The 25,020-nt window shown below is 71.8% G+C and carries 29 protein-coding genes; 8 read left to right on the forward strand and 21 right to left on the reverse strand.

The window, feature by feature from the left end:
* Nucleotides 1-106: 106 nt before the first annotated feature.
* From ACE3QY_RS06095 to ACE3QY_RS06125, 7 genes are all read right to left on the reverse strand, one after another.
* Nucleotides 107-1,624 (reverse strand): amino acid permease, encoded by a 1,518-nt coding sequence (locus ACE3QY_RS06095; RefSeq protein WP_374455116.1) that lies wholly within the window; start codon nt 1,622-1,624, stop codon nt 107-109.
* A gap of 198 nt (nt 1,625-1,822) precedes the next feature.
* Entirely contained in the window at nt 1,823-3,727 is a 1,905-nt protein-coding gene (dxs, locus tag ACE3QY_RS06100; RefSeq protein ID WP_374455117.1) for a 1-deoxy-D-xylulose-5-phosphate synthase, read from the reverse strand.
* 16 nt (nt 3,728-3,743) lie between these two features.
* A complete protein-coding gene (locus ACE3QY_RS06105) occupies nt 3,744-4,658 on the reverse strand; it encodes an SMP-30/gluconolactonase/LRE family protein (RefSeq protein ID WP_374455118.1) in 915 nt (304 codons plus the stop codon).
* Complete coding sequence (locus tag ACE3QY_RS06110; RefSeq protein WP_374455119.1) at nt 4,655-5,536, reverse strand: NUDIX domain-containing protein; 882 nt, start codon at nt 5,534-5,536, stop codon at nt 4,655-4,657. Before ACE3QY_RS06110 ends, ACE3QY_RS06105 begins: the two co-directional genes overlap by 4 nt.
* Nucleotides 5,537-5,555: 19 nt before the next feature.
* On the reverse strand, nt 5,556-5,972 hold the full coding sequence (locus tag ACE3QY_RS06115; protein WP_374455120.1) for a hypothetical protein: 417 nt from the start codon (nt 5,970-5,972) through the stop codon (nt 5,556-5,558).
* 41 nt (nt 5,973-6,013) lie between these two features.
* A complete protein-coding gene (locus ACE3QY_RS06120; protein WP_374455549.1) occupies nt 6,014-6,610 on the reverse strand; it encodes a GNAT family N-acetyltransferase in 597 nt (198 codons plus the stop codon).
* Nucleotides 6,611-6,613: 3 nt separating this feature from the next.
* Entirely contained in the window at nt 6,614-7,018 is a 405-nt protein-coding gene (locus tag ACE3QY_RS06125) for a YjbQ family protein (protein WP_374455121.1), read from the reverse strand.
* 48 nt (nt 7,019-7,066) lie between these two features.
* Between ACE3QY_RS06125 and ACE3QY_RS06130 the strand changes: the two genes are divergently transcribed.
* On the forward strand, nt 7,067-8,062 hold the full coding sequence (locus tag ACE3QY_RS06130) for a hypothetical protein (protein ID WP_374455122.1): 996 nt from the start codon (nt 7,067-7,069) through the stop codon (nt 8,060-8,062).
* A gap of 19 nt (nt 8,063-8,081) precedes the next feature.
* On the opposite strand, the gene ACE3QY_RS06135 is transcribed toward ACE3QY_RS06130, so the two are convergent.
* The 4 genes from ACE3QY_RS06135 to ACE3QY_RS06150 all read right to left on the reverse strand — a co-directional run bounded on the left by ACE3QY_RS06135 (nt 8,082) and on the right by ACE3QY_RS06150 (nt 10,398).
* Nucleotides 8,082-8,381 (reverse strand): MTH1187 family thiamine-binding protein, encoded by a 300-nt coding sequence (locus ACE3QY_RS06135; RefSeq protein ID WP_374455123.1) that lies wholly within the window; start codon nt 8,379-8,381, stop codon nt 8,082-8,084.
* A gap of 22 nt (nt 8,382-8,403) precedes the next feature.
* Nucleotides 8,404-9,072: a hypothetical protein gene (locus ACE3QY_RS06140; protein WP_374455124.1), complete on the reverse strand. Its 669-nt coding sequence runs from the start codon at nt 9,070-9,072 to the stop codon at nt 8,404-8,406.
* Nucleotides 9,073-9,137: 65 nt separating this feature from the next.
* Nucleotides 9,138-9,833, reverse strand: a complete 696-nt coding sequence (locus ACE3QY_RS06145) for a DUF3105 domain-containing protein (protein WP_374455125.1) — start codon at nt 9,831-9,833, stop codon at nt 9,138-9,140.
* Nucleotides 9,834-9,876: 43 nt separating this feature from the next.
* A complete protein-coding gene (locus tag ACE3QY_RS06150; protein WP_374455126.1) occupies nt 9,877-10,398 on the reverse strand; it encodes a hypothetical protein in 522 nt (173 codons plus the stop codon).
* 61 nt (nt 10,399-10,459) lie between these two features.
* Between ACE3QY_RS06150 and ACE3QY_RS06155 the strand changes: the two genes are divergently transcribed.
* Complete coding sequence (locus ACE3QY_RS06155; RefSeq protein ID WP_374455127.1) at nt 10,460-11,104, forward strand: TetR family transcriptional regulator; 645 nt, start codon at nt 10,460-10,462, stop codon at nt 11,102-11,104.
* Between the two features lie 18 nt (nt 11,105-11,122).
* On the opposite strand, the gene ACE3QY_RS06160 is transcribed toward ACE3QY_RS06155, so the two are convergent.
* Together ACE3QY_RS06160 and ACE3QY_RS06165 are read right to left on the reverse strand one after the other, a co-directional pair.
* Nucleotides 11,123-11,707, reverse strand: a complete 585-nt coding sequence (locus ACE3QY_RS06160; RefSeq protein WP_374455128.1) for a hypothetical protein — start codon at nt 11,705-11,707, stop codon at nt 11,123-11,125.
* Nucleotides 11,704-14,538: an aconitate hydratase gene (locus ACE3QY_RS06165; RefSeq protein ID WP_374455129.1), complete on the reverse strand. Its 2,835-nt coding sequence runs from the start codon at nt 14,536-14,538 to the stop codon at nt 11,704-11,706. Before ACE3QY_RS06165 ends, ACE3QY_RS06160 begins: the two co-directional genes overlap by 4 nt.
* 150 nt (nt 14,539-14,688) lie before the next feature.
* Here ACE3QY_RS06165 and ACE3QY_RS06170 point away from each other — a divergent pair, with 150 nt between their 5' ends.
* Entirely contained in the window at nt 14,689-15,222 is a 534-nt protein-coding gene (locus ACE3QY_RS06170; protein ID WP_374455130.1) for an AAA family ATPase, read from the forward strand.
* A gap of 3 nt (nt 15,223-15,225) precedes the next feature.
* On the opposite strand, the gene ACE3QY_RS06175 is transcribed toward ACE3QY_RS06170, so the two are convergent.
* Genes ACE3QY_RS06175 through ACE3QY_RS06185 form a run of 3 tightly spaced genes read right to left on the reverse strand, consistent with a single transcriptional unit; the run spans nt 15,226 to nt 18,868 of the window.
* The gene (locus tag ACE3QY_RS06175) at nt 15,226-15,582 is read right to left on the reverse strand and encodes a hypothetical protein (RefSeq protein WP_374455131.1); all 357 of its coding nucleotides are present in this window, start codon (nt 15,580-15,582) and stop codon (nt 15,226-15,228) included.
* 17 nt (nt 15,583-15,599) lie between these two features.
* On the reverse strand, nt 15,600-16,823 hold the full coding sequence (locus tag ACE3QY_RS06180; protein WP_374455132.1) for a class I SAM-dependent RNA methyltransferase: 1,224 nt from the start codon (nt 16,821-16,823) through the stop codon (nt 15,600-15,602).
* Nucleotides 16,820-18,868: an APC family permease gene (locus ACE3QY_RS06185; RefSeq protein WP_374455133.1), complete on the reverse strand. Its 2,049-nt coding sequence runs from the start codon at nt 18,866-18,868 to the stop codon at nt 16,820-16,822. Before ACE3QY_RS06185 ends, ACE3QY_RS06180 begins: the two co-directional genes overlap by 4 nt.
* Before the next feature lie 56 nt (nt 18,869-18,924).
* Here ACE3QY_RS06185 and ACE3QY_RS06190 point away from each other — a divergent pair, with 56 nt between their 5' ends.
* Both ACE3QY_RS06190 and ACE3QY_RS06195 read left to right on the forward strand, forming a co-directional pair.
* Entirely contained in the window at nt 18,925-19,587 is a 663-nt protein-coding gene (locus tag ACE3QY_RS06190; RefSeq protein ID WP_311291115.1) for a TrkA family potassium uptake protein, read from the forward strand.
* Nucleotides 19,588-19,618: 31 nt separating this feature from the next.
* A complete protein-coding gene (locus tag ACE3QY_RS06195; RefSeq protein WP_374455134.1) occupies nt 19,619-20,290 on the forward strand; it encodes a TrkA family potassium uptake protein in 672 nt (223 codons plus the stop codon).
* A 24-nt stretch (nt 20,291-20,314) separates the two neighbouring features.
* Here ACE3QY_RS06195 and ACE3QY_RS06200 read toward each other — a convergent pair whose 3' ends face one another.
* From ACE3QY_RS06200 to dut, 4 genes are read right to left on the reverse strand one after another with little or no spacing between them, the layout of a single operon-like run.
* The gene (locus ACE3QY_RS06200) at nt 20,315-21,025 is read right to left on the reverse strand and encodes a DUF3159 domain-containing protein (protein ID WP_374455135.1); all 711 of its coding nucleotides are present in this window, start codon (nt 21,023-21,025) and stop codon (nt 20,315-20,317) included.
* On the reverse strand, nt 21,022-21,381 hold the full coding sequence (locus tag ACE3QY_RS06205) for an OB-fold nucleic acid binding domain-containing protein (protein ID WP_374455136.1): 360 nt from the start codon (nt 21,379-21,381) through the stop codon (nt 21,022-21,024). The genes ACE3QY_RS06200 and ACE3QY_RS06205 overlap by 4 nt, the downstream gene beginning before the upstream one ends.
* 3 nt (nt 21,382-21,384) lie before the next feature.
* The gene (locus ACE3QY_RS06210) at nt 21,385-22,038 is read right to left on the reverse strand and encodes a DUF3710 domain-containing protein (protein WP_374455137.1); all 654 of its coding nucleotides are present in this window, start codon (nt 22,036-22,038) and stop codon (nt 21,385-21,387) included.
* 26 nt (nt 22,039-22,064) lie between these two features.
* On the reverse strand, nt 22,065-22,535 hold the full coding sequence (dut, locus tag ACE3QY_RS06215; RefSeq protein WP_374455138.1) for a dUTP diphosphatase: 471 nt from the start codon (nt 22,533-22,535) through the stop codon (nt 22,065-22,067).
* A gap of 27 nt (nt 22,536-22,562) precedes the next feature.
* Between dut and ACE3QY_RS06220 the strand changes: the two genes are divergently transcribed.
* The 3 genes from ACE3QY_RS06220 to ACE3QY_RS06230 all read left to right on the forward strand — a co-directional run bounded on the left by ACE3QY_RS06220 (nt 22,563) and on the right by ACE3QY_RS06230 (nt 24,568).
* Nucleotides 22,563-23,009, forward strand: a complete 447-nt coding sequence (locus ACE3QY_RS06220; RefSeq protein ID WP_374455139.1) for a DUF3093 domain-containing protein — start codon at nt 22,563-22,565, stop codon at nt 23,007-23,009.
* Between the two features lie 22 nt (nt 23,010-23,031).
* Nucleotides 23,032-23,358 (forward strand): DUF4235 domain-containing protein, encoded by a 327-nt coding sequence (locus ACE3QY_RS06225; RefSeq protein WP_374455140.1) that lies wholly within the window; start codon nt 23,032-23,034, stop codon nt 23,356-23,358.
* Nucleotides 23,359-23,947: 589 nt separating this feature from the next.
* Nucleotides 23,948-24,568 (forward strand): helix-turn-helix domain-containing protein, encoded by a 621-nt coding sequence (locus ACE3QY_RS06230; protein WP_374455141.1) that lies wholly within the window; start codon nt 23,948-23,950, stop codon nt 24,566-24,568.
* A 93-nt stretch (nt 24,569-24,661) separates the two neighbouring features.
* Here the strand turns inward: ACE3QY_RS06230 and ACE3QY_RS06235 are convergent, their stop codons facing one another.
* Nucleotides 24,662-24,952: a DUF4193 domain-containing protein gene (locus ACE3QY_RS06235; protein ID WP_056600397.1), complete on the reverse strand. Its 291-nt coding sequence runs from the start codon at nt 24,950-24,952 to the stop codon at nt 24,662-24,664.
* Nucleotides 24,953-25,020 lie beyond the last annotated feature (68 nt).

Here is a 25,020-nt window from a genome sequence, read left to right on the forward strand (position 1 = left end):
CCCCCGGCCTGGGCCTGGTTCCGGCCGCCCCCGCGGGGCTGCGGGGGGGATACCATTCTTAGCCCGGGTCTTAGTGTTGGGGGCCCCACCGCTTGAGGGTTGAAGGTCAGGCGCCCGGGTCGGCCGTGGCGTCCGCGGGGCGGGGCGCGGCCATCTCCCCGCGACCGAGCCGGCTGTGCGAGCGGCCGTAGGCGAAGTAGACGAGCAGGCCGAGCGCCATCCAGACCAGGAACCGGACCCACGTCTCGGCGATCAGGTTGAGCATGAGGTAGCCGCACAGGAGCACCGAGGCGGTGGCGACGACGTAGATGCCCGGCACCCGGAACGCGCGGTGCAGGTCCGGGCGGGTCCGGCGCAGGACCAGCACGCCGACGCTGACGAGCATGAAGGCGAACAGCGTGCCGATGCTGACCAGGTCGCCCAGCGTCTCGAACGGCACGAAGCCCGACAGCACCGAGACCATGATCGCGGTCAGCGCGGTGATGCGGTACGGCGTGCCCAGCGTCGGGTGGACCTTGGCCAGGCTGACCGGCAGCAGCCCGTCACGCGCCATCGCGAACGCCACCCGGGTCTGCCCCATCAGGAGGATCAGCACCACGACGGTCAGCCCGATCGTGGCGCCGATGGCGATCAGGTCGGAGATCCAGTGCAGCCCGACCTTCTCGAACGCCGTGGCCAGCGGGGCCGCGTCGTCGGGGTCGATGTCGCGGTAGGACTGCATCCCGGTGATCACCAGGCAGACCGCGATGTAGAGGACCGTCACGATCGCGAGCGACCCGAGCACCCCGATCGGGATGTCGCGCTGGGGGTTCTTCGTCTCCTCGGCGGTGGTCGCCACGACGTCGAAGCCGATGAAGGCGAAGAACACGATCGCCGCGCCGGCGATCACACCGGCGATCCCGAAGACCGCCGGCTCGAGGCCGAAGATGGACGTGATGAGCGGCGTCTTCCACGCCGAGGCGTCACTGCCCGCGGACGGCTCGCTCGGCGGGATGAACGGCGAGTAGTTCGACGTCTTGATGTGGGCGATGCCGACGATGATCACGAGGGCGACGACGCTCAGCTTGATCGCGACGACGACCTGGTTGACGCGGCTGGAGAGCTTGATGCCGCCGATGAGGACCGACGCGCAGATCAGCGTGATGACGATCGCGGGCAGGTTGACCACACCGTCGCTGGCTGACGTCAGCGAGGCCGGAAGCTCGAGCGCGGTGCCGTCCAGCAGGGACACGAGGTAGCCGGAGAAGCCGACCGCCAGCGCCGAGGCGCCCACGGTGAACTCCAGCACCAGGTCCCACCCGATGATCCACGCGATCAGCTCGCCGAAGGTGGCGTAGCTGAAGGTGTACGCACTGCCCGCGACGGGGACGGTCGAGGCGAACTCGGCGTAGCAGAGGGCGGCCAGCGCGCACGCGAGCCCGGCGATCAGGAACGACAGCGAGATGGCCGGTCCGGCGTTCGTCGCCGCCACCAGGCCGGTGTAGACGAAGATGCCGGCGCCGATGATGACGCCGACGCCGAAGATCGTGAGGTCCAGTGCGCCGAGGTTCTTCTTGAGCCGGTGCTCGGGCTCCTCCGTCTCGGCGATCGACTGCTCGACGGACTTGGTGCGGAAGAGGCTCATCCCAGCAACCTAGGACTCGCCAGCCGTTACCGTCGAGTCACGTCCGGGCGCCCCGAACCCAGGCCAACGCGATCCGTCATGCGGAGCTGATCGGATGACCTCGGGAACGTATGACGAGTCCCCCGGGCCGCCCGATCCGTCATCCAGAACCGATCCGATGACCTCGGGAACGTATGACGGACCGTCGGCGGACCGGGCTCAGGCCGAGTGGTCGACCTGCACCGGCGCCACACCCTCGTCGAGGGCGGTGACGTCCTCGACGATGCCCCGGGCGATGGTCTGCGCGTCGAGGCCGATGCGGGTCAGGATCGCGTCGCGCTTGGCGTGGTCGAGGAACTCCTGCGGGATGCCGTGCAGGCGGAACGGCGTGTGCACGCCCGCGTCGTTGAGCGTCTGGAGGAGCGTGGCGCCGCAGCCGCCGACGCGGCCGTTGTCCTCGACGCTGACCACCAGCCGGTGCTTCGCGGCGAGCTCGATCAGCGCCGGGGCGACGGGCTTGACCCACCGGGGGTCGACCACGGTGACGCCGATGCCCTGCGCCGTGAGCCGTGAGGCCACGTCGACGGCGGTCGCGGCCATCGAGCCGACCGCGACGATGAGCACGTCGGGCGAGCCCTCGCTGACCAGGATGTCGACCCCGTCGTGGCGCTCGATCGCGGGGATGTCCTCGGGCGGCGGGCCCTTGGGGAACCGGACCACGGTGGGAGCGTCGTCGACCTCGACCGCCTCGCCGAGCAGCTCACGCAGCCGGGGCACGTCGCGGGGCGCGGCCAGGCGGAGGCCCGGGACGACCTGCAGGATCGACATGTCCCACATGCCGTTGTGGCTGGCGCCGTCGTCGCCGGTGACGCCGGAGCGGTCGAGCACGAACGTCACCCCGCACCTGTGCAGTGCGACGTCCATCAGGACCTGGTCGAAGGCGCGGTTGAGGAAGGTCGCGTAGACCGCGAAGACGGGGTGCATCCCGCCCATCGCGAGACCCGCCGCCGAGGTGGCGGCGTGCTGCTCGGCGATGCCGACGTCGAAGGTGCGCTCGGGGAACTTCTCGGCGAAGACGTCGAGCCCGACCGGGTGCATCATCGCGGCCGTGATCGCGACGAGGTCCTCGCGCTCCTCGCCGAGCTCGACGATCGCCTCGGAGAAGTGGTCGGTCCAGATCTTGCCCTTCGGCTTCTCGGCGCCGGTCTGGACGTCGAACGGGCCGGGCGCGTGGAACTGGTCGGCCTCGTGGCGCAGCGCCGGGTCGTAGCCCTGGCCCTTGCGGGTGATCGCGTGGACGATGACCGGCCCGCCGAAGCGCTTGGCGCTGGCGAGCGCCTGCTCCATGGCGGCGCGGTCGTGGCCGTCGACCGGACCGACGTACTTCAGGCCGAGATCCTCGAAGAGGCCCTGCGGTGCCAGCGCGTCCTTCATGCCCTTCTTGACCGCGTGCAGCGCGTCGTACGCCGCGTGGCCGACGCCCGGGACGGCGTTGAGGCGCTTCTTGACCAGGTCGAGGACCTGCTCGTAGCGCGGGTTGGTGCGCAGCGAGGTGAGCGCCGTGGCAAGGCCGCCGATCGTGGGCGTGTAGGAGCGCTCGTTGTCGTTGACCACGATCACCAGCCGGCTGTCCTTGGCGATCGCGATGTTGTTGAGCGCCTCCCAGGCCATGCCACCGGTCAGCGCGCCGTCCCCGATCACGGCGACGACGTGCCGGTCCTCGCCGCGGATGGCATAGGCCTTCGCGAGCCCGTCGGCGTACGACAGGGACGTGGAGGCGTGGGAGTTCTCCACGATGTCGTGGTCGGACTCGGCCTGGCTCGGGTAGCCGCTGACGCCGCCCTCCTTGCGCAGGGTGCCGAAGTCGGCGTGGCGCCCGGTGACGAGCTTGTGGACGTAGGACTGGTGCCCGGTGTCGAAGACGACGCGGTCGTGCGGGGAGTCGAACACCCGGTGGATCGCCAGCGTCAGCTCGACCACCCCGAGGTTGGGGCCGAGGTGTCCGGTGTTGGTCGCGACGGTGCGGATCATCAGGTCGCGGATCTCCGCGGCGAGCTCGTCGAGCTGCTCCGCCGAGAGCCCGCGGAGGTCACGCGGAGACGCGATCGAGTCGAGGTGTCCCATGGGGGATGAGTCTATTTCATGCCGGGTCGTAGACGGCCACCGACGGCTCGTGCAGGCTCCCCATCCACACCCTGCCCTCGTGCTCTCTGACACCCGTGACCATGTGGTAGCCGGGGTGGTCGATGTCGAGGTCGTGCACCCGCCGGCCGCCGTCGTCGTAGGCCTGCACCCGGATCGTCTGCTTCGGCTTGGGCTGGAGCGCCTCGGGGATCCTGGTGACCGCCTTCCGCAGCGCCAGGGGCGCCGAGCCGAGCCGCTCGACCAGTCCGTCGACCGGGCTGGCGATCGTCACCCAGATCAGGCCGTCACTGCCGCGGCTGATGTTGTCCGGGTACCCGGGCAGGTCACTCGCCAGGAGGTCACGCTCCCCCGCCCGCGGCCCGGTCAGCCAGTGGCGTACGACGGTCCTCCCGCGCGTCTCGGCGACGCAGACGTAGGACTCGTCGGCCGCGAGCGCGACGCCGTTGGCGAAGGCCAGGCCCTCGATCACCGAGGTGAGCGTGCCGTCGGGGTCGCGCCGGAACAGCCGCCCGGTGCGGGTGTCCTGGACGAAGTCGTCCTTCCACTGGTCGACGCCGTAGTGGAGCGAGGAGTCGCTGAACCAGATCGTGCCGTCGCCCGCGACCGCGGCGTTGTTGCAGAACCGCATGGGTCGACCGTCGATGCGGTCGCAGAGGACCGCGACCGCACCCGACCCGGGGTCGACGTCGAGCAGGCCGCGCTTCGCGTCGCAGACGAGCAGGTGGCCGCCGCCAAGCAGCTCGATCCCGAGCGGGCGCCCTCCGGTGTCGGCGACGCGGCGGGTGCTGCCGGTGGTCGGGTCGAGGGCCCAGATGGCGCCGTCCTCGGTGCCGGTCCAGACAGTGCCGTCAGGGCCGACGAGGACGTCCTCGGCCCCCATCGACGGGACGGGGTGCACGGTGAAGGTCATGGCGCCATGCTGGCGTAGACGTCGCTGCGGAGGAAGGCCGGGACGATGCCCTCGGCTCCCTTCGTCAGCGGCAGCCCACGGGCCACGTCGGGGTCGACGAACACGATCTGGCGGCCCTCCCGGCAGTCGATGTCTGCGTCGGTGAGGTCGACCGCGGCCGCGAAGACCCACATCCGGTCCCAGGTGCCGTAGGACTCGCGGTGGTCGTTGGCGAACGCACCGACCTCGCGCAGGTCGGCCGGCTCGAGGCTGACGCCGGTCTCCTCCTCGAGCTCGCGCAGCGCGCCGACGTCGGGCGTCTCCCCCGGCTCCAGGTGGCCGCCGGACAGGCCCCAGACGTCGGGGTCGATGCGGGCGTGCTCGTCGCGCTCCTGCAGCAGGATCCAGCCGCGCCCGTCGACCAGGATCACCCCGGCGAAGCCGCGTGCGTCGTCGGGCGGCACGGGCGTGTGGTCGGCAGCCCACGCCCGGACCGCCCCGAGGGCGATCGCGGTGGAGCGGACGATCGGGAGGTCATCGATCGTGGCCGGGTCGACGAAGACGATCTGTCGGCCCTCGCGGCAGTCGACGTCGCGGCTGCCGAGCTCGGTCGGGGCCACGAAGACGTGGTAGCTGAACCGGCCGTGCTCGGACTCCACCTCGAAGGTGCCGAGGTCGTGCACGCTGTCGGCCGCCACGACGACGCCGGTCTCCTCGGCCAGCTCGCGGACGGCGCCCTCCCGGGGCGTCTCGCCCGGCTCGATGCCCCCACCGGGGAAGCACCACGTGTCCGGCCAGACCGGGGCGTGCTCGTCACGCTCCTGCATCAGGAACCAGCCGCGCGGGTCGACGAGGGTGAGGCACACGAAGTCCGTCCGGACCAGAGCCGATGAATCCATCGGGCGACCCTAGCCACCCTCACATGCGCACCCGGTAGCGGCGCCCCCGGAGCGCCTCCTCGACGAGCCCGACCTCGCGTCGTACGGCGAGCAGGCGGGCGTCCTCGAGCTGGAAGGTCTGCACGGCCGCCTCGACGACGGCCTGGCTGGCGACGTCCTTGAGGTCGCCACGGATCTCGCTCAGGCCACGGCGGGTGGCCAGCTGCTGGGCCTCGACGTGCAGCACCGCGAAGCGCGCGAGCACGACGACGTGGCGGCGCAGCCCGGCGAAGCGCCGGTAGTCGGGTGGGCACAGGTCGAGCAGCCAGCTGGCCGCGGTGACCTCCCAGTCGGGCGCGTCGGGCGGGCGCACCTGCCGGGGCCAGCCGGGCGGCGCGACGCCGGCGTGCCCCTGCGGTGGCGTGGGCCGCTGCCGGGGCTGGGGAGTCGGGAACACCTCATCAGTCTATCGAACGCCTGTTCGACAGGTGCGAGAAGTCAGGAGGCCGGGAACTCCCGGGCGAACAGGTCCTCGAGGAAGGCGAGGTCGGGGTCGCGCAGGCCGGCGGAGTCGTGCCGCCACCACACGTCCGGGTAGACCAGGCGACCCGTCATCCACTCCTCGTAGCCGTCGAAGGTCACCACCTGGAACGCCGCCTCGGGGGTCCGGCGCGACGCCGGCTCGAGGCCGTACGCGCTGGCCCGGGCGAAGCCGCGGGCGCCGTAGTACGCCGGACTGCCCTCGAGGAAGAGCGCCGGCCGCCCCGAGCTGCGACCCGCCTCGATCGCGGCCGCCACGAGCTCCGTGCCGATCCCCTGGTGCTGCCGCTCGGGCTGCGTGCTCAGCGGGCTCAGCATCGCCACGTCCACCAGCTGCGGTCGCGCGTCGAGCCAGCAGTGGCTGACACCGACGTGGCCGACGACCGTGGCGTCCTCGACCGCGACCAGCTCGGCGAGGACGAGCCCAAGGCTGCGCACCTCTGCCCACAGGTCGCCCACCTGGTCGCCGTGGGCCGCGTCGTCCGCACCGAAGGCAGCCCGGATCACCGCGTCGATGCCCGGCGCCTCGGACGGTGCGGCAGGTCGGATCTCGATGGGTCAGCCCTCCAGGAACGACCAGCGCACCTCGCGCCGGTCGTTGTCGACGTTGAGGTCCACCAGGCAGATGCTCTGCCACGTGCCGAGCGCCAGCCGGCCCCCGAGCACGGGCACCGTGCAGTGGGGCGGCACGATGGCCGGCATCACGTGGGACCTCCCGTGCCCACGCGACCCGTGCCGGTGCCGCCAGCGGTCGTCGGCGGGCAGCAGGTCGGCGAGGGCGGCGAGCAGGTCGTCGTCCGACCCGGCGCCGGTCTCGAGGATGGCTAGGCCGGCCGTCGCGTGCGGCACGAACACGTGCAGCAGCCCGTCACCGCGCCCGGCCACGAGCTCGGCTGCGTCCCCGGTCAGGTCGAGCACGACCTCCGCACCACCCGTGCGGTACGTCCTCGTCTCGCTGTGCATGCCGGCAACGCTAGCCGGGGAGCCGTCCCACAGCGCTAGCCTCCGTCCATGGGACGGCTCCTCCCCCTCGTGACGATGGCCGCGGCCGCGCTCCTCGCCGCCTGCGGCGGTGGATCCACGGACACTCCGGCTGACGGCTCGACCACGTCCTCGCCAGGCCCGGCAGACACCTCGTCCGCGGCCGCGGCCACGGCGCCGTACGTCGAGGTCGACGCCGGCCCGGTCGGCACCACCTCCGCCGACGGTGCTGTCTGGGTGGTCAGCAGCGGATCGGACCAGGTGTCGCGGATCCCGGTGGGGGCGACGGAGCCCGACCTCGTGGTCGACGTGCCCGGCACGCCGTTGCGGGCGGTCGCCGACGGCGGCGCCGTCTGGGTGACCGCCTTCCGGGGCGAGCAGCTGCTCCGCGTCGACGCGGCGTCCGGAGAGGTCACCGACACGATCGACACCGGCGCCGGACCGGAGGGCGTCACCGCGGGCTTCGGCTCCATCTGGCTCGTCGAGCAGGACGCCGGCCGCCTCGTGCGGATCGATCCCGGCACCGGGAAGGTCGCCGACCGGATCGACATCGGCGTGGGGTCGCGCCTCGTGGCGGCTGGCACCGACGCGGTGTACGTCGCCGCCTTCGCCGACGACCGGCTGCTCCGCGTCGACCCCACCAGCCTCGAGGTGACGCGGTCACCCAGGCTGTGCAGCGGGCCGCAGGGCATGGTCGAGCTCGGGGGCAGGCTGTGGGTGGCCTGCACGTTCGCCGACCGGGTCGTCGCCGTGGATCCCGCGACGCTCCGGCGCACGGCCGCGGTGCCGGTCGAGGGCCTGCCCGACTCGGTCGTCGCCCACGACGGTCGGCTCCTGGTGCTGGCCGAGGAGGGACCGCGCCTGGTGGTCGTCGACCCGGACGCCGCTGAAGTGACCGACGAGGTGGTGCTCGGGGAGGAGACCGCCCTCTACGACAGCGCCAACCTCGACCTCACGGTGGCCGGCGGCGAGGCGTGGGTGACGTCGTTCAAGGCCGACCGGGTCTACCACGTGCCGGTGCCCTGAGCCGGCCCCTGAGTCAGCCTCAGTCGCGGAGCGCCTCCTCGATGCGCTCGACCTTGGCCGTCAGCTGGCCGTCGTAGCCGGGGCGGATGTCGGCCTTCAGCACCAGCCCCACGCGCGGCGACGCCTCGGCGACCACGTCGACGGCCCGCTTCACCACCGCCATCACCTCGTCCCACTCCCCCTCGATGTTGGTGAACATCGCGTTGGTCTCGTGCGGGAGCCCGGACTCGCGGACGACACGAACGGCGGCCGCCACCGCCTCGGTGACCGACCCGCTGGGGTCGTGGGCGACGGGCGAGAGGGAGAAGGCGACGATCATGGGGCCACGCTAGCCATGGGGCTCAGCAGGCGCCCACCTGGCCCGTGGCGTACGACGCCGAGCGCCCGTCCTCGCACGCGCCCGCCCCGTCGTCCGTGGTGTTCAGCATGGACAGCCCACCCTGGACGTACAACGTGAGGCGTACGCCGCCCTTCCGGACCACCACCTCGGTGTCGTCGCGGGCGACCTCCCACCCGGTGGCGAGCAGCGACGCCCGCCAGGCGGCGAACGACGCATCAGCCGGGCCGTGGATCGCGGCGGTGCAGCCGAACCGCGAGCTCGAGACCGGGCCGTACAACCAGTAGCCGCCGGGATGGGCCGGGACGTGGAACGCGGCGTCGACGTCGCCCGGCACCGTGCCCTCGGCGCTCGGCCCGTTGCAGGTGAACGTCGCGTCCTGCGCGGCGAGGCGCGCGACCCGGTCGCGCTGCCCGAGCTCGCCGCTGACGACCAGTCCGGCGACGGTCACGGCCACGAAGCCGGCGAGGACCGCCATCGAGGTGCGCGGGGACGAGCCGAGACCGGCCGCGACCACGGCGACGACGAGAGGCAGCACGGCGAACGCCGCCAGGTCTCCCGCGCCGCTGCCGTACTCGGACGCGACGCCCCACGTGGTGACCAGCAACAGGGCCAGCAGGGCGGAGGCCACGGACCACGTGGCGACGGCGACGGCTCGGCGGGCAGGGCTCATCTGCGCAGTGTGGACGTCACGAGGGGCGGCGCGGATCCGCCCGGGTACTCAGCTGACGAGGGCCGTCAGGCGTTGGTGCCCTCCTCCTCGGGCGGGCCGCCCTGCGGGTCCGGGGTGCCGCCCTGGCAGGTCACACCGAACTCGGGTGCCGTGTGCCCGTCGGCGTACTCCTCGAGGAACAGGCCCAGGCGCTCGTCGTCGGGGCCGTCGAGCTGCAGCTGGGCTCCCCACACGGTCACCACCACCGCGGACGGGAGGCCCTCGCGCGGCGACATGATCCCGTTGTCGGGGAGCTGGGCTGCGAGCCGCTCGACGTCGTCGGCGGAGAGGTCGGGGTCGTGGGTGATCCAGACCGTGCCGTGCTCGAGGTCGTGGACCGCGTTCTCGTCGCGGACCGGCTCCTCGTAGACGCCGCACGCGAGCCAGATCGGGGCGTGCGGTCCCCCTGCCGGCGGGGTCTGCGGGTAGTGCACGTCCTCGGTCGTGTGCGACCGGTCCGCGATCTCCCAGGTCTCGACCAGGCTCAGGTCGAGGGCTCGCTGCGCCACCTCGTCTCCCCGCAGGGCCTTGTCGACCAGCGGGGCGAGCAACGCGGCCGCCAGCACCGCGACGGCGCCGGCAGTCGCCAGCACAAGCGGTAGCCGGGTGTTCCGCTCCGGCTCGCTGTGCGTCGATCCGGGGACCGGCGAGGCGCCCGGGTCGTCCGACGGACCCTCACTGTCGCCGGTGCGCGCCTCGTCCGGACCGGGGGTCTCGCTCACGGGCGTCAGGTTACCGGCGCACCCGTTGCGCGGCCGTGCCGCGTCAGCTCCGACGCGTGCGGCCCAGGCACCAGAGGAGCACGCCGGTGCCGACGGAGAGCGCGAGGCAGCGCACGAGGTTGGCGTCGAGGAGGCTGTCGATCGTCGCCTGGGACTGGCCGATGTCGTCGAGCCGGTCGTGCATGGGGATGGCCCACAGGACCGTCGACAGCAGCGAGACGGCCCCCGAGACGGCGACGACCGCGGCAGCGCGGACCGGCACGTCGGCGGGGCGGCTGCGCAGGAAGGCGATGCTCGCCAGGAAGGTGACGAAGCCCGGCACGATGACCACGACCGGGATGGCGTGGTTGTAGGCCTGGTGGTAGGCGAGGAAGTCCTGCTCGCCGACGGCCCGGAAGAGCGGGTAGGACACGAGCTGGGCCTGCCAGCCGATGCCGGTGGAGTACGCCGACAGCGCGGCGAGGCCGACGAGGCCACGGCGTCGCCAGGGCGATCCGGGCGTGGATCCGGGCGTGGATCCGGGCGTGGTGCGGGCGTCGGTGGTGTGGAGTGATGACAGGATCATGCGGAGGCTCCGAAGGGACGGCGGGACACATTGACTCTAGTCAGGATAAAGTGATTTGAGTATGAGTCAACCGAATAGGCGCTACGCGAGCGCCGTCCGCGACGAGCAGGCCGCCCTCACCCGACGCAGGGTGGTGCAGGCCGCGGCCGCGCGCTTCCACGCGGAGGGCTACTCCGCCACCACCGTCGCCGCCGTCGCCCGTGACGCCGCAGTGAGCGCGCAGACGGTCTACAACACCTTCGGCACCAAGGCGGCGCTCCTCAAGGCCGCCTACGACGTGACCCTGGCCGGCGACGACGCCGACGTGCCGCTGGCCCAGCGGCCCGAGGTGCAGGCGCTCTACGCCGAGTCCGACGCAGCGGTCTTCCTCCGGGGGTACGCCGCCCTGGGGCGGACGGTCGTCGAGCGGGTCGGCCCGCTGATGCTCCTCATCGCCGCCGGCGCCGACGCCGGCGACCCCGACCTCGTCGAGATCCGCGACACCACCGACCAGGAGCGGCTCGTCGGCACCTCGATGGTCGTCGGGAAGGTCGCCGACCTCGGCGCCCTCTCCCCCGACCTCACCCGCGAGGCGGCCCGCGACCGGATCTGGACGCTCAACAGCGTCCAGGTCTGGCACCTGCTGACCGGCCGCGGCTGGACCGGCGACGAGTACGCCGCGTGGATCGGCGACGCGATGTGCGCCGCGATCCTTGCCGACCACTGAGGCGCAGGCCGGCTCCGGTCAGGCCAGCGCGGCGCGCACGGCCTCGGCGCGGGCGTCGTACTCGTCCTGCGGGATGTCGGGCAGCATGTCGGCCCAGACGGGCAGGTTCGAGCCGCGGAGCTCGAGCACGCCGAGGGGTCGGGCGAGGAGGTTCACGGACAGGTGCCCGCCGCCGTTCTCCCACTTGCACACGTGGACGTTGCCGACGCCCGGGAGGGCACGCAGGGCGCGGTAGGTCCTGCGGACGAGCCGGCCCAGCTCCTCGTCGGCGGTCTCGTCGAGGTCGTCGAGCCGCTCGTGGGCACGTGCGACGACGTTGGCCACGAACATCGTGCTCGTCCCGCCGGGACGGATCACGGCCAGCCGGTCGCCCGTGTGCAGGACCAGGTCGTCGCGGGCCAGTGCCTTGCAGGTGCCACAGGCGTCGGCGCCGCGCGAGCGGTCCGGCTCGGGGACGACCCGCTCCCCCATCGCCTTCGGGGTCAGGCCCTCACGCTCGAAGGGAAAGACCTCCCAGTCGGCCATGCCGCCCACCGGCGGACGGCCGGCCGCGTCCAGGTGGTCCTGGACGCGGCCGCGCCACACGTCAGCCGGGTCGGTCACCCGCGCAGCAGGTTGCGCAGGACGTACTGCATGATCCCGCCGTTGCGGTAGTAGTTCGCCTCACCCGGGGTGTCGATGCGCACCACGGCCTCGAACTCGCTGGCCTCGCCGTGGGCCTGGTCGGTGCCCGGGGCGGGCTCGACCTTGACGGTGACCGTCTTGGGGGTCGTGCCGTCGTTGAGCTCGGTGATCCCGCTGATGCTGATGATCTCGGCACCGGTGAGGCCGAGGTCGTCGGCGGTCTTGCCCTCGGGGAACTGCAGCGGGATGACACCCATGCCGATGAGGTTCGAGCGGTGGATGCGCTCGTAGGACTCGGCGATGACGGCCTTCACACCGAGCAGTGCGGTGCCCTTGGCGGCCCAGTCGCGCGACGAGCCGGAGCCATACTCCTTGCCCGCCAGGACGACCAGCGGCGTGCCGGCGGCCTGGTAGTTCTCGCTCGCCTCGAAGACGCTGGTGACCTCGCCGTCCTTCGTGAAGTCCTTCGTCACGCCACCCTCGGTGCCGGGCGCGATCTGGTTGCGCAGGCGGATGTTGGCGAACGTGCCGCGGATCATGACCTCGTGGTTGCCGCGGCGCGAGCCGTAGGAGTTGAAGTCACGCTGCTCGACGCCGTGCTCGGCGAGGTAGCGGCCCGCAGGGCTGTCCTTCTTGATGGCGCCGGCCGGGCTGATGTGGTCGGTGGTCACCGAGTCGCCGAGCTTCAGCAGCACGCGCGCGCCGACGATGTCGGAGACGGGCTCCGGCTCGGTGGGCATGCCGTCGAAGTACGGGGGCTTGCGCACGTAGGTCGACTCGGCGTCCCACTCGAAGGTGTTGCCGGTCGGCGTCGGCAGCGACTGCCAGCGCTCGTCGCCCTTGAACACGTCGGCGTAGGAGGAGCCGAACATGTCGGAGGTGATCGCCTGCGCGATCGTCGCCTCCACGTCCTGCGGGCTCGGCCAGATGTCCTTGAGGAACACGTCGTTGCCGTCGGTGTCCTGGCCGAGGGGGTCGCCGAACAGGTCGACGTCCATCGAGCCGGCGAGCGCGTAGGCCACCACCAGCGGCGGGGACGCGAGGTAGTTCATCTTCACGTCCGGGTTGATCCGGCCCTCGAAGTTGCGGTTGCCCGAGAGCACCGAGACGACGGCGAGGTCGGCCTCGTTGACGGCGGCGGACACCTCCGGGATCAGCGGGCCCGAGTTGCCGATGCAGGTGGTGCAGCCGTAGCCGACGAGGTTGAAGCCGAGCTTGTCGAGGTACGGCGTGAGGCCGGCGCGCTCGTAGTAGTCGGACACGACCTTGGAGCCGGGCGCGAGCGAGGTCTTGACCCACGGCTTGCGGGACAGGCCCTTCTCGACGGCGTTCTTCGCCAGCAGCGCGGCGCCGATCATCACCGACGGGTTCGACGTGTTGGTGCACGAGGTGATCGCGGCGATCACGACGGCGCCGTGGTCGATCTCGACCTCCTGGCCGTCGAGCGAGACCTTGGTCTTCTTGCTCGGCCGCCCGGCGTCCTTGGGCGCCGCGGCGTGGACGGGGGCGCCGTTGCCGCCGGAGTGGCTGGGCGAGTCGGAGGCCGGGAAGGACTCCTCGACCGCCTCGTCGTAGCCGGTGGACCCGGCGGCGTCGTCGGGGTCGCTGTCGCCCTCGTCGACGTAGTCGGCCAGCGCGGCCCGGAAGGAGTCCTTGGCCGCGGAGACCTCGACGCGGTCCTGGGGACGCTTCGGCCCGGCCAGCGACGGGACGACCGTGGAGACGTCGAGCTCGAGGCGCTCGCTGTAGCGCGGCTCGGCGCTCGGGTCGTGCCAGAGCCCCTGCTCCTTGGCGTACGTCTCGACGAGGGCCAGCTGCTCCTCGGAGCGACCGGTCATCCGGAGGTAGTCGACGGTCTGGTCGTCGATCGGGAAGACGGCGATGGTCGAGCCGAACTCGGGGCTCATGTTGCCGATCGTGGCGCGGTTGGCCAGCGGCAGGGCGGAGACGCCCTCGCCGTAGAACTCGACGAACTTGCCGACCACACCGTGCTCGCGGAGCATCTCGGTGATGGTGAGCACCAGGTCGGTGGCCGTGGAGCCCTCGGGGAGCTCGCCGGAGAGCTTGAAGCCGACCACGCGCGGGATGAGCATGGAGACCGGCTGGCCGAGCATGGCCGCCTCGGCCTCGATGCCGCCCACGCCCCAGCCAACCACGCCGATGCCGTTGACCATCGTGGTGTGGGAGTCGGTGCCGACACAGGTGTCGGGGTAGGCCACGCCGTCGCGGACCATGACCACGCGGGCCAGGTGCTCGATGTTGACCTGGTGGACGATGCCGGTGCCCGGCGGGACGACCTTGAAGTCGTCGAAGGCGCCCTGGCCCCAGCGCAGGAACTGGTAGCGCTCGCGGTTGCGCTCGTACTCGATCTCGACGTTGCGCTCGAACGCGTCGGCGGAGCCGAACACGTCGGCGATGACGGAGTGGTCGATGACCATCTCGGCCGGCGCGAGCGGGTTGATCTTGGTGGCGTCGCCGCCGAGCTCGGCCATCGCCTCGCGCATGGTGGCGAGGTCGACGACGCACGGGACGCCGGTGAAGTCCTGCATGATCACGCGGGCGGGCGTGAACTGGATCTCCTGGTCGGGCGCGGCACTCGCGTCCCAGCCGGCGATCGCCTTGATGTGGTCGGCCGTGATGTCGGCGCCGTCCTCGGTGCGGAGCAGGTTCTCCAGCAGCACCTTCAGCGAGAACGGCAGGCTCTCGACGTCGAGACCCTCACCCAACACCTTGTCGATTCGGTAGATCTCGTAGGACTGTCCGTCCACGTCCAGGGTGCCCTTGGCACCGAAGCTGTCCTGACTGGCCATCAGCCACATCTCCTCGGGAGTTCGCGGGTCTACGCCCATCCTGCCGTCGCGCGCGAGCGCACGAAAAGGAAGGCGACCCTAACTTCTGACGTCGCAATATCTTGACGTCAAGATATCACACGGGTCCCGCCGACTCGGTAGCCTCCCCGCGTGCCGACCCTCCTCCACCTCAACGGTCCCTCGGGCGTCGGCAAGTCGACGCTCGCCCGCGCGCACGCCGCCGCCCACCCGGGCACGCTCGTGTGCGACATCGACGACCTGCGGTCGTGGGTCTCGGGCTGGGAGGACGACTTCGTCGGCACGGGTGAGGCCGTCCGCCAGACCGCGCTCGCCCTGATGACGGCGTACCTCCGGACCGGGCGCGACGTCGTGCTCCCCCAGCTGATCGTGACGCCGTCCCAGGCCGAGAGGTTCGAGGCGGCCGCGGCGGAGGCAGGAGCGACGTACGCCGGCGTCGTCCTCGACGTCGCGCCCGATGTGCTGCTCGAACGCCTCCACTCCCGCGAGGTCACGCCGGTCACGGCGGTGGTCTCCCGGATCATCGAGGAGCGCGGCGGCGACCCGCTGGTCCTCGAGGGGCGCCGGCAGCTGCTCGACCTGGCACCGGAGCAGGGCTGGACGGTCGTCGACACGGCCGACCGGGACAGCGCGCTGGCCTCGCTGGCGGCGCTCGTCGGACCCTGACGGTCAGTCGATGCCGGCGACCTTGTCCAGCCGCTGCAGCAGGTCGTGGGCGGCGAGCTCGACGGCCTTGTGCCGCCACTCCGCAGCCCGGTAGACGCAGGCGATCAGCCCGGACCGGTGGACCCGGCGGAGGTCGCCGTAGACGAAGGCGTAGCGCGCCTTGGTCTCGTCGTTGGCACCCTCGGTCAGGCCGAGGTGCCAGGCGGCGTAGTCGTCCCACGAGTGCTTCTCGAGGTACGCGTTCTGCGCGTCGGCACCCGGCTGGACGTCGCCCCAGTCGCTGTCCAGGACGTACTGCCGGGCCTCGATCAGGCGGCGGGCGTGGGCGACTGCGTCGCGGTTGACGGCGTACGTGGCCATGCTGCCACCCTGCCCGGCTACTGCCCGAGCGACAAGGCCGGCTCGAGGAGCGCCACGCACTCGACGTGGTGGGTCATCGGGAAGAGGTCGAACGCCCGGATGGCGGTGAGGGCGTAGCCGTGCTCGGCGAAGATCGCCACGTCGCGCCCCAGCGCGGCCGGGTCGCAGGCGACGTACGCCACCGCGCGCGGGCGGCGGTCCACGACCTGCTCGACCACCGCGCGTTTGGAGCCTTCGCGGGGCGGGTCGAGGACGACGAGGTCGAACGGCTCGTCGTAGCCGGACCGCAGCACCCGGTCCACCGGTCCGCACTCCACCACCGCCGGCTTCAGCGCCGCGAGGTTGGAGCGGGCGTGCTGGCAGGCGGTCCGGTCGGCCTCCACCGCGACCACCCGGGCCCCGGTCGCCTCGCCGACGAACCGGGCGAAGAGCCCGACGCCGGCGTACAGGTCGAGCGACCGCTCCCCCGGCGCGGGCGCGAGCAGGTCGAGGACAGCCCCGACCAGGACGTGCGGCGCCTCGGGGTGAACCTGCCAGAAGCCGTCGGCGGCGACGCTGAAGGGGTGGGTGGCGCTCCCGACCGTCACGTCGTGGGACGTCATGGTCTCCGGCTGGCCGGGCGACCACTCGCCATGACGTCCCGGCTGGGCGCCCGCGAGAGGCCGGGCCTCGTCGACGGCGATGAGGCAGTCGTTGACCAGCACGAGCTCGTGGGAGCGGTGCGCGCGCATGGCGGGGCGGCCGTCGGGCAGGACGGCGTACCGCTGGCGGGTGCGCCACCGCAGGCCGTCGTCGGGCCGGCCCTCGACCGGGACCGCCTCGACCTCGAGCCCGCGCACCAGGTCGGAGTCGGCGTCGAGCCTCCCGAGCCGGACCAGCTGCTCGCGCACGACGGCGGTCTTCAGGTCGCGCTGGGCGGGTACGGCGACGTGCTGGAAGTCGCAGCCTCCGCAGAGGCCCGGACCGGCGTACGGGCACGGGGCGGGCACCCGGTCGGGTGACGGAGTGAGCACCGAGACCGCGTCGCCCCGCCAGAAGCGGTCGCCGTCGGTGCCCTCGGTGATCTCCACCACCGACCGCTCGCCGGGCAGCGCGTGGCGCACGAAGACCACGCGGGACTCGGGCTCGGGCAGTCGTGCGACGCAGTGGCCGCCGTGGGCGACCGGGCCGACCTCGACCTCGAACCGCTCACCCACCCGCGAGCGACCACGGGCCTTGCGGGGCCGGTTGGTCCGGCTCACCGGTCGTCGATCTGTCGGTTCGAGCCGCGTGACGCGACCCGGCCGCGACGCAGGTCGCCGGCGTGCACGCGGACCTCGTCGCGCTCCTCGCGCTCGCGGGCGATCTGCGACGAGCGCAGCTGGTAGGGCACCGAGATGACCATGACGCCCGGGGTGAACAGCAGCCGGCCCTTGAGCCGGAGGGCCGTCTGGTTGTGGAGCAGCTGCTCCCACCAGCGGCCGACGACGTACTCGGGGATGTAGACCGCGACGACGCCGCGCGGGCTCGCCCGGCGGATCTCCTGGGTGTACTCCACGATCGGCCGGACGACCTCGCGGTAGGGCGAGTGGAGCACCTTGAGCGGGATGTCGAGGTGGCGCTCGTCCCACTCCTCGAGGAGCCGGTTGGTGGCCTTGGCGTCGATGCTGACGTAGATCGCCTCGAGCACGTTGGGGCGGGTCGCGCGGGCGAAGGCGAGCGCGCGCAGCGTCGGCTTGTGCAGCTTGGACGCGAGCACGATCGCGTGGACGCGGGTCGGCATGACCTTGTCCTGCTCGTCGGCCGCGAGCTCGAGCTCGACGCGCGCGTAGTGACGACCGATCGCCTGCATGACGAAGAAGAACGCGCCCATCGCGAGGATCGTGATCCAGGCACCGGCGAGGAACTTGGTGATCAGCACGATGACCAGGACGACGGCGGTCATGCCGAGGCCGAAGGTGTTGATCGCGCGCGAACGGAGCATCCGCCGCCGGGCCGCCGGGTCGCGCTCGGTCTTCAGGTGCCGGGTCCAGTGCCGGATCATGCCGAGCTGGCTGAGGTTGAACGAGACGAAGACGCCGACGATGTAGAGCTGGATCAGCTTTGTGGTCTCGGCGTCGAAGATCCAGATGAGCAGCATCGACATGGCCGCGAGGAAGACGATGCCGTTGCTGTAGGCGAGCCGGTCGCCGCGCGAGCCGAGCGAGCGGGGCGCGAGGCCGTCCTGGGCGAGGATCGACCCGAGCACCGGGAAGCCGTTGAAGGCGGTGTTCGCGGCGAGCACGAGGATGATCCCGGTGACGGTGACCACGAAGTAGAAGCCCGGCGAGAAGTGGTCGAACACGCCGGCGGCGATCTGCGAGATCACCGGGTGCTGCTCGTAGCCCTCCGGCACCGCGCCCGACGCGGTGCGCAGCCGGTCGAGCTCGTGCGGGTCGACGTACCTGATCGCCATCTGCTTGGCGAGGACGATGACGCTCATCATCATCGAGATGGCGATCATCGCCAGGAGCAGCAGGGTGGTCGCGGCGTTGCGGCTCTTCGGCTTGCGGAAGGCCGGTACACCGTTGCTGATCGCCTCGACGCCGGTGAGCGCTGCACAACCCGAGGAGAACGCACGGGCCAGGAGGAACATCAGCCCGATCTGGGTGAGCGGGCCCTCCCAGCCCTCCTGCGGCTCGATCACCAGGTGGGCGCTCTCGGCCTCGGGCAGGTCACCTGCCAGCAGGCGCAGCAGGCCGTAGGCGCACATGCCGAGGATGGCGACCATGAAGAGGTAGGTGGGGACGGCGAAGAACGAGCCCGACTCACGCACCCCGCGCAGGTTCATCGCGGTCAGCACGACGACCGCGACCAGGCCGACCGTCGCCTCGTGCCCGATGAGCGCTGGGATGGCGCCCGCGGCGTACTGCGCCGCCGACGAGATCGACACCGCGACGGTGAGCACGTAGTCGACGAGCAGCGCGCTGGCCACGGTGACGCCGGCGTTGCGGCCGAGGTTGACCGTGGCCACCTCGTAGTCGCCACCTCCCGAGGGGTAGGCGTGCACGGTCTGCCGGTAGCTCGCCACGACCGTGAGCATCACCAGTGCGACCGCGAGGCCGATCTTCCACGACCAGACGTAGGTCGACGCGCCGGCGACGGCCAGCATGATGAAGACCTCGTCGGGTGCGTACGCCACCGACGACAGCGCGTCGCTGGCGAACACGGGCAACGCGATGCGCTTGGGCAGCAGGGTCTCCCCCAGCTGGCTGCTCCGCAGCTTGCGGCCCAGCAGGATCCGCTTGGAGACGTCGCCGACACTCACGGGCGGCAAGCCTAGACCCGGGGACGCCATATTCCTTGCTGGGATACGGTTCTGGCGTGCACGTCGTGATCATGGGTTGTGGCCGCGTCGGGTCGACGCTCGCCCGCAGCCTCGAGGACCGCAACCACACCGTGTCGATCATCGACAGCGAGCCCGACTCGTTCCGACGCCTGGGCCCGGAGTTCAACGGCGACAAGATCACCGGCTACGGCTTCGACCAGCAGGTGCTGGAGAAGGCCGGCATCCGCCGGGCCGACGCGTTCGCCGCGGTGTCCAGCGGTGACAACTCCAACATCATCGCCGCGCGCGTCGCGCGCGAGACCTTCGGCCTGCAGCAGGTCGTGGCCCGCATCTACGACCCGGGCCGGGCGGAGGTCTACCAGCGGCTCGGCATCACGACCGTCGCCACGGTGAAGTGGACCGCCGACCAGGTCCTGCGGCGGCTGCTGCCGGCCGGCGCCGAGCCCGACTTCCGCGACCCTTCAGGCACCATCCGGGTCGACCACATCCCGGTCCCCGAGGCGTGGGTCGGCAACCGCACCGTCGAGTTCCAGATGCAGTCGCGGAGCCGGATCGCGTGGATCGACCGGCTCGGCGAGGGCATGCTGCCCACCCGCGAGACGGTCCTCCAGGAGGGCGACATGCTCCACATCGTGATCCGCGAGGAGAACGCCGCCCACGCGTACGCCGTGCTCGACGCCGGCCCCGAAGACGACTGAGAAGCACTGAGAAGCCAGGAGCACTGCTGACATGCGCGTCGCCATCGCCGGAGCCGGAGCCGTCGGACGCTCGATCGCCCGCGAGCTGATCGAGAACGGCCACCAGGTCCTCCTCATCGACAAGAACCCGTCCTCGATCCGCCCCGAACGGGTCCCCAACGCCGAGTGGCTGCTCGCCGACTCCTGCGAGCTGTCCTCGCTCGCCGAGGCCCAGCTGGGCAAGTGCGACGTCGTCATCGCCGCCACCGGCGACGACAAGGCCAACCTGGTCACCTCCCTGCTCGCCAAGACCGAGTTCGGCGTGCCGCGGACGGTCGGCCGGGTCAACCACCCCAACAACGAGTGGCTCTTCACGGAGGCCTGGGGCGTGGACGTCAACGTCTCGACGCCCCGCATCATGTCCGCGCTCGTCGAGGAGGCCGTCTCCGTCGGCGACCTCGTCCGGCTGTTCACCTTCCGCCAGGGCAACGCCAACCTCGTCGAGCTGACCCTGTCGGCGGACTCCCCCTACGTCGGCACGCCGGCCGGGCTGGTGCCGTTCCCGGAGAACTGCGCGCTCGTCACGATCCTGCGCGACGGGCAGGTCTACACGCCCGAGGCGGAGCAGCCGCTGGAGTCCGGCGATGAGCTGCTGTTCGTGGTGCCGGCCGAGGTCGAGACCGAGCTCGAGCAGTTGCTCTCCCCCAGCCAGCACCACGGCTGACCGGCCGGCGCGCGGGCCGCGGAGCTAGGCGGTCGCAGGGTCCGCGGCGACCGGGGTCTTGTTGCGCGAGAGCAGCCAGACCATCGAGCCCAGCGCAGCCAGCTGGAGCGGCCAGCCGAGCACGATCTTGAGGACGCCCAGCGCGGCGACCGCGGCGTCGGGGTCGATCGAACCGGACGACCCGGCCAGCCAGATCGGTGCCTGCACCGCGACGCGGATGATGCACGGGGCGACCAGGAGCCAGGTCAGCCGGCTGCACAGCTTCACGACCTGGCGGTCCTTGTGCCACGCCGTCGCGTCGCCGGTGATGCTGCCGACCATGAAGCCAACCAACGGCCACCCGATCAGGCAGGTGAATGCGAGCACGACGGCGTACCCGCTGTTGTAGAGGATGCCGGGCAGGAAGTACGCCAGCGCCTGGTCCTGCTCCGAGCCGCCCGACGCCGCGGAGCGGTGAACGAAGTACCAGCCGATGCCGATGCCGAAGAGTGCGTTGACGACGAACTGGACGGTCGAGCGCTGGACGAGGCGGACCAGGAGGAGCACCAGCGCCGCGCCGATGCTGACGGCCAGTGCGGTGTTGAGGTCGCGGAGCGTCAGCCACGTGGCCGTGAACAGGATCGTCGGCACGGCCGCCTCGGCCATCCCACGTCGGCCGCCGAGCGCCTTGGAGAGCTGGGCGCGCACCACGGCCTCGACCGTGTCGGCCTCGACCTTGTGGGTCTGCTCGGTCACGGACGAAGCTCGTAGCGAGGGTTGAACATGAGGGGTACGCCGCCCTGCCGCCCGATGCAGCCGGCCACTGTCACCGACCGGCCCGGGTCGACGCCGGTGATCCGGCGGCGGCCCAGCCACACCACGGTGATGACGCCGGAGCCGTCGTCGAGCTCGGCCTCCAGGGCCGGCACGCCGCCTCGAGGGCGCAGGGTCACGGTGCGGAGAACGCCGTTGACGACCACGTGCTCGCGCTCGGGGGCGTCGGCGATCGCGACCGCCTCATCGGTGGCGTGCGACTGCCGCAGGTCCCGCTGGTGCTGGTCCTGGCTGTCGGCCCACTTCGAGATGACCTGGCGCATGCGACTCTTCGGCACGGCTCACCTCACCCGTCGGGCGTCGTCCGGCAGCCGGACCGGAAGGGGCTCACCCACCGGCATGGCCGCGTCACCGCGTCGTACGACGACCTGCGCCAGGGCGTCCTCCCAGTCCGACGTGGCGTCGGGGTCGACCGCGGGCCGGCCGAGGAACGAGGCGCGCAGCATCCAGCGGTCGCCGTTGATCCCGATGATCCGGGAGGGCTGGGTGGCCGTGGTGCCGTCGGGACGCTTGACGGGCATCTGGCACACCAGCTCGGTCCCCCAGCGGCCCTCGCGCTCGGTGGCCTGGCCGCCGCGGCGCGTCAGGTCGTCGGCGATCTGGGGGCGCACGTCGGACCAGAGGTCGCCGTTGCGGGGTGCCGCGAACGCCTGGAACTCGCAGGCGCCGTCGGAGCCGGCCAGCATCACGGCCCGGACCTGGCCGCTGCTCTCGTCGACCTGCAGCCGCAGCTCGCGGTCGGCCATGGCGGGGACCAGCACTGAGCCGAGGTCGGCGCGCTCGACGCCGTCGCCCTCGACCTCGGACACGTCGAAGGGCCCGGACGCGTCGGTCGAGCCCTGTGCCGGTCCCTCGTCCGATCCCTGGGCCGTCCCGGGGGCGGTCGTCTCCTCGCCCGGTTGGGCGGTCTCGTCCGACTTGCGACGGAACCTCACGTCAACACTCCTTCGTCACGACCGGATCAGGAACGCGAACCGGTACCTGTAGAACCGTAGCCCCCGGCTCCCCGGGACGACTCCGGCAGCACCCCCACCTCGACGAAACGGGCCCGCTCGTAGCGCTGGACGACCAGCTGGGCGATGCGGTCGCCGCGGCTCAGGGTGACCGGCTCGACCGGGTCGTGGTTGATCAGCAGCACCTTGATCTCCCCGCGGTAGCCGGCGTCCACGGTGCCCGGGGTGTTCACGATCGAGAGCCCGTGGCGCGCGGCGAGGCCCGACCGGGGGTGGACGAGGGCGACGAAGCCGTCCGGCAGCGCGATGGAGATCCCCGTCGGGACGAGGGCCCGCTCGCCGGGGCCGAGCGTCAGGTCGACGGTCGTGTGCAGGTCGGCGCCGGCGTCCCCCGGGTGGGCGTACGACGGCAGCGGCAGGTCGGGGTCGAGGCGGACGACGGCGATGTCGAGGTCAGGGCTCGGGTGGTGGTCGGGCACGAGGACTGAATCTATAGGCTCTGCGCCGTGGACTACGCCGAACGCCTCACCGTCCCGCTGCGCTGGTGGGCGCAGGGCACGATGTTCGTGGCGTCGCTGTGGCTGGCCGTCCTGGCCGCCACGCCCGGCGTCGTCGCCTGGTCGGCCACCTTCGGTGCCCTGGCCCTCATGGTCGCGCTGTTCGTTGCCTACGGCCGCGCGCGGGTGGGCGTCGAGTCCGGCCAGTTCCGCGCCGGACGGGCCCACATCCCCCTGGAGCACGTCGGCGAGGTCTCCGCGCTGGACGCCGAGGGCCTGCGCCGGCAGGCCGGCGTCGACGCGGACGCCCGGGCGTACCTCCTGCTGCGGCCGTACCTCAAACGCGGCGTCCGGGTCGACATCACCGACCCCGCCGACCCCACCCCGTACTGGCTGGTCAGCTGCAGGCGACCGGACCGGCTGGTCTCAGCCCTAGAGGCGTCCCGGGCGCGGTGACCGGCTGGGTAGGGTGACCGACATGGCCTCCACGGACTCGAACAGCAAGTTCTACTCGGCGTTCTCGCTCGTCGCCGCCCTCGGCGCTGCGGCTGTGGCCAAGAAGGGCCTCAACACCTCCTGGCGTGCCGCGACCGGCAAGAACCCGCCCGCCAACCCCGCCGACCCCGATGTCAGCATCGCCGAGGCGGTCATGTGGGCCGCGATCAGCGGCACCCTCATCGGCGTCGCCCGGATGCTGGCCACCCGCCGCGCCGCGCACTACTACGCCAAGTCCACCGGACACCTGCCGCCGCAGCTGCAGAAGGACAACCAGGACGCCGACAAGGCCCCCGCCCCGCAAGCCTGAGCACCCTCGCGCTTCGGGGCGCCGCAGTCGAGGACGCGGCCCCGCTCCGACCACACCCGGGGCGCCCTGCAGCCGCCCCCGCGTACGTCGCCGCAGAGTCTCTAGCCGTTGAGTCGCCGACCGACTCACGCACCTTCCACGTCGGCCCACCGTGCGTCCTGGCCCTTGAGTCACTGACCGACTCAACGGCCCCAAGCCATGCCACCCTTGGCCATCCTCGCCGTTGAGTCACTGCCCGACTCAACGTCGCTGCGCGGGCACCCGCCCCCGGCCCTCGCCCTTGAGTCACTGAACGACTCAACGGCGCTGCGCGGGCCCCGCCCCCGGCCCTCGCCGTTGGGTCACTGACCCACTCAACGGCCATCGTCGACCTCAGCCACCCCCAGGGATCGTGAGTCTGTCAGCGACTCACTGGCTACTGCGCGCGGGGTGCCCGGAGGCCGGAGCCTGACCCGAGCTGCGCCACCAACCGTCCACAGTCACAGATTTTCGGCGCCGACAGCCGGGCCTGTGGACAGGCGCCGCGGGTCGTCGGTGGTCCCGGTTGGGATGGCGTACGACAGCTTGCCGACGCACCGAGGAGATGACGATGAGCGACGACACGACGGTCGACCCGTCGACGTGGGACTGCCTGGCCAACTGGACCGAGGCGGAAAGGGAGTACTGGTGGATGGGGCCGTTCGCCGGCGGGGTGCCCGGGCTCGTGCGACGCGTACGCCGGATCCTCGACGTCTCCCAGCGGGGGCTCGCGGGGCTCCTGGACGTGTCCCAGTCGGCCGTGGCCCGGTGGGAGACGGGGCGGACCAGTCCGCGCGTCGACGTGCTCCAGCGGATGCTGCGGCTCGCGCGGGTCCGGGTGGTGCTCCAGGACGAGGACACCGGCAAGGAGGTCGGCCCGATGCGGGCTGACGGGGCGCGCAAGCACGGTGGCAGCCGGTTCCCCGCGCACACCGACCTCCGGGCTACCGGGTGGTGGGTGCCGCGGGCGCTGCGGGAGATGACGTCCATCGATTACCTCAGGCAGCGCGACCGGTCCCGCGCCAACCGGGACCCCGCCATCGGCTGCCACACCAGTCCGTACCTCAAGCAGGTCGAGCGCACGCTGTTCGGCACACCCGACGACCATCCGGCGGTCCACCAGCTCGCAGCCGAGGTCGAGCACCTCGACGAGCTGCGGGAGGCCAGGCGGGGCAGGCCGCGGGCCGCGTAGTGGATGAGCAGCGGACGACCAGCAGGCGGACACGACACAGCGCCCGCCCTCGTGCGAGGAACGGGCGCTGGATGTGTCCGAGGTGGTGCCTGCTCAGATGCAGTCGCGACAGATGAGCTTCTTCTCGTCCGCCAGCTGCGACCGGTGGTGCACCAGGAAGCAGCTCATGCAGGTGAACTCGTCGTCCTGCCGCGGCATGACCTCCACCGCGAGCTCTTCGTGCGAGAGGTCGGCACCGGGGAGCTCGAAGGACTCGGCCGCCTCGGTCTCGTCCTCGTCGACCTTGCCGGAGTTCTTGTCGTGGCGTCGGGCCTTGAGCTCCTCGATGCTCTCCTCGCTCTGGTCCTCCTCGGACTTGCGTGGTGCGTCGTAGTCGGTGGCCATCGGATCCCTCTCCCCATGCTGTGGCTCGTGTTCCGCCGGATCACGGCGGTCGAGCCCGTTTGTGCTCG

The sequence above is a fragment of the Nocardioides sp. genome (assembly GCF_041913365.1).
GTDB lineage: Bacteria > Actinomycetota > Actinomycetes > Propionibacteriales > Nocardioidaceae > Nocardioides.

What these genes read in the sequence shown, in the direction of transcription:
- ACE3QY_RS06225 (WP_374455140.1), top strand. Translation starts at nt 23,032, where the DNA reads ATGGCCTCCACGGACTCGAACAGCAAGTTCTACTCGGCGTTCTCGCTC.
- dxs (WP_374455117.1), bottom strand. Translation starts at nt 3,727, where the DNA reads ATGGGACACCTCGACTCGATCGCGTCTCCGCGTGACCTCCGCGGGCTC.
- ACE3QY_RS06110 (WP_374455119.1), bottom strand. Translation starts at nt 5,536, where the DNA reads ATGGATTCATCGGCTCTGGTCCGGACGGACTTCGTGTGCCTCACCCTC.
- ACE3QY_RS06155 (WP_374455127.1), top strand. Translation starts at nt 10,460, where the DNA reads ATGAGTCAACCGAATAGGCGCTACGCGAGCGCCGTCCGCGACGAGCAG.
- ACE3QY_RS06135 (WP_374455123.1), bottom strand. Translation starts at nt 8,381, where the DNA reads ATGATCGTCGCCTTCTCCCTCTCGCCCGTCGCCCACGACCCCAGCGGG.
- ACE3QY_RS06175 (WP_374455131.1), bottom strand. Translation starts at nt 15,582, where the DNA reads ATGGCCACGTACGCCGTCAACCGCGACGCAGTCGCCCACGCCCGCCGC.
- ACE3QY_RS06150 (WP_374455126.1), bottom strand. Translation starts at nt 10,398, where the DNA reads ATGATCCTGTCATCACTCCACACCACCGACGCCCGCACCACGCCCGGA.
- ACE3QY_RS06195 (WP_374455134.1), top strand. Translation starts at nt 19,619, where the DNA reads ATGCGCGTCGCCATCGCCGGAGCCGGAGCCGTCGGACGCTCGATCGCC.
- ACE3QY_RS06165 (WP_374455129.1), bottom strand. Translation starts at nt 14,538, where the DNA reads ATGGCCAGTCAGGACAGCTTCGGTGCCAAGGGCACCCTGGACGTGGAC.
- ACE3QY_RS06125 (WP_374455121.1), bottom strand. Translation starts at nt 7,018, where the DNA reads ATGCACAGCGAGACGAGGACGTACCGCACGGGTGGTGCGGAGGTCGTG.
- ACE3QY_RS06140 (WP_374455124.1), bottom strand. Translation starts at nt 9,072, where the DNA reads ATGAGCCCTGCCCGCCGAGCCGTCGCCGTCGCCACGTGGTCCGTGGCC.
- ACE3QY_RS06095 (WP_374455116.1), bottom strand. Translation starts at nt 1,624, where the DNA reads ATGAGCCTCTTCCGCACCAAGTCCGTCGAGCAGTCGATCGCCGAGACG.
- ACE3QY_RS06230 (WP_374455141.1), top strand. Translation starts at nt 23,948, where the DNA reads ATGAGCGACGACACGACGGTCGACCCGTCGACGTGGGACTGCCTGGCC.
- ACE3QY_RS06130 (WP_374455122.1), top strand. Translation starts at nt 7,067, where the DNA reads ATGGGACGGCTCCTCCCCCTCGTGACGATGGCCGCGGCCGCGCTCCTC.
- ACE3QY_RS06105 (WP_374455118.1), bottom strand. Translation starts at nt 4,658, where the DNA reads ATGACCTTCACCGTGCACCCCGTCCCGTCGATGGGGGCCGAGGACGTC.
- ACE3QY_RS06235 (WP_056600397.1), bottom strand. Translation starts at nt 24,952, where the DNA reads ATGGCCACCGACTACGACGCACCACGCAAGTCCGAGGAGGACCAGAGC.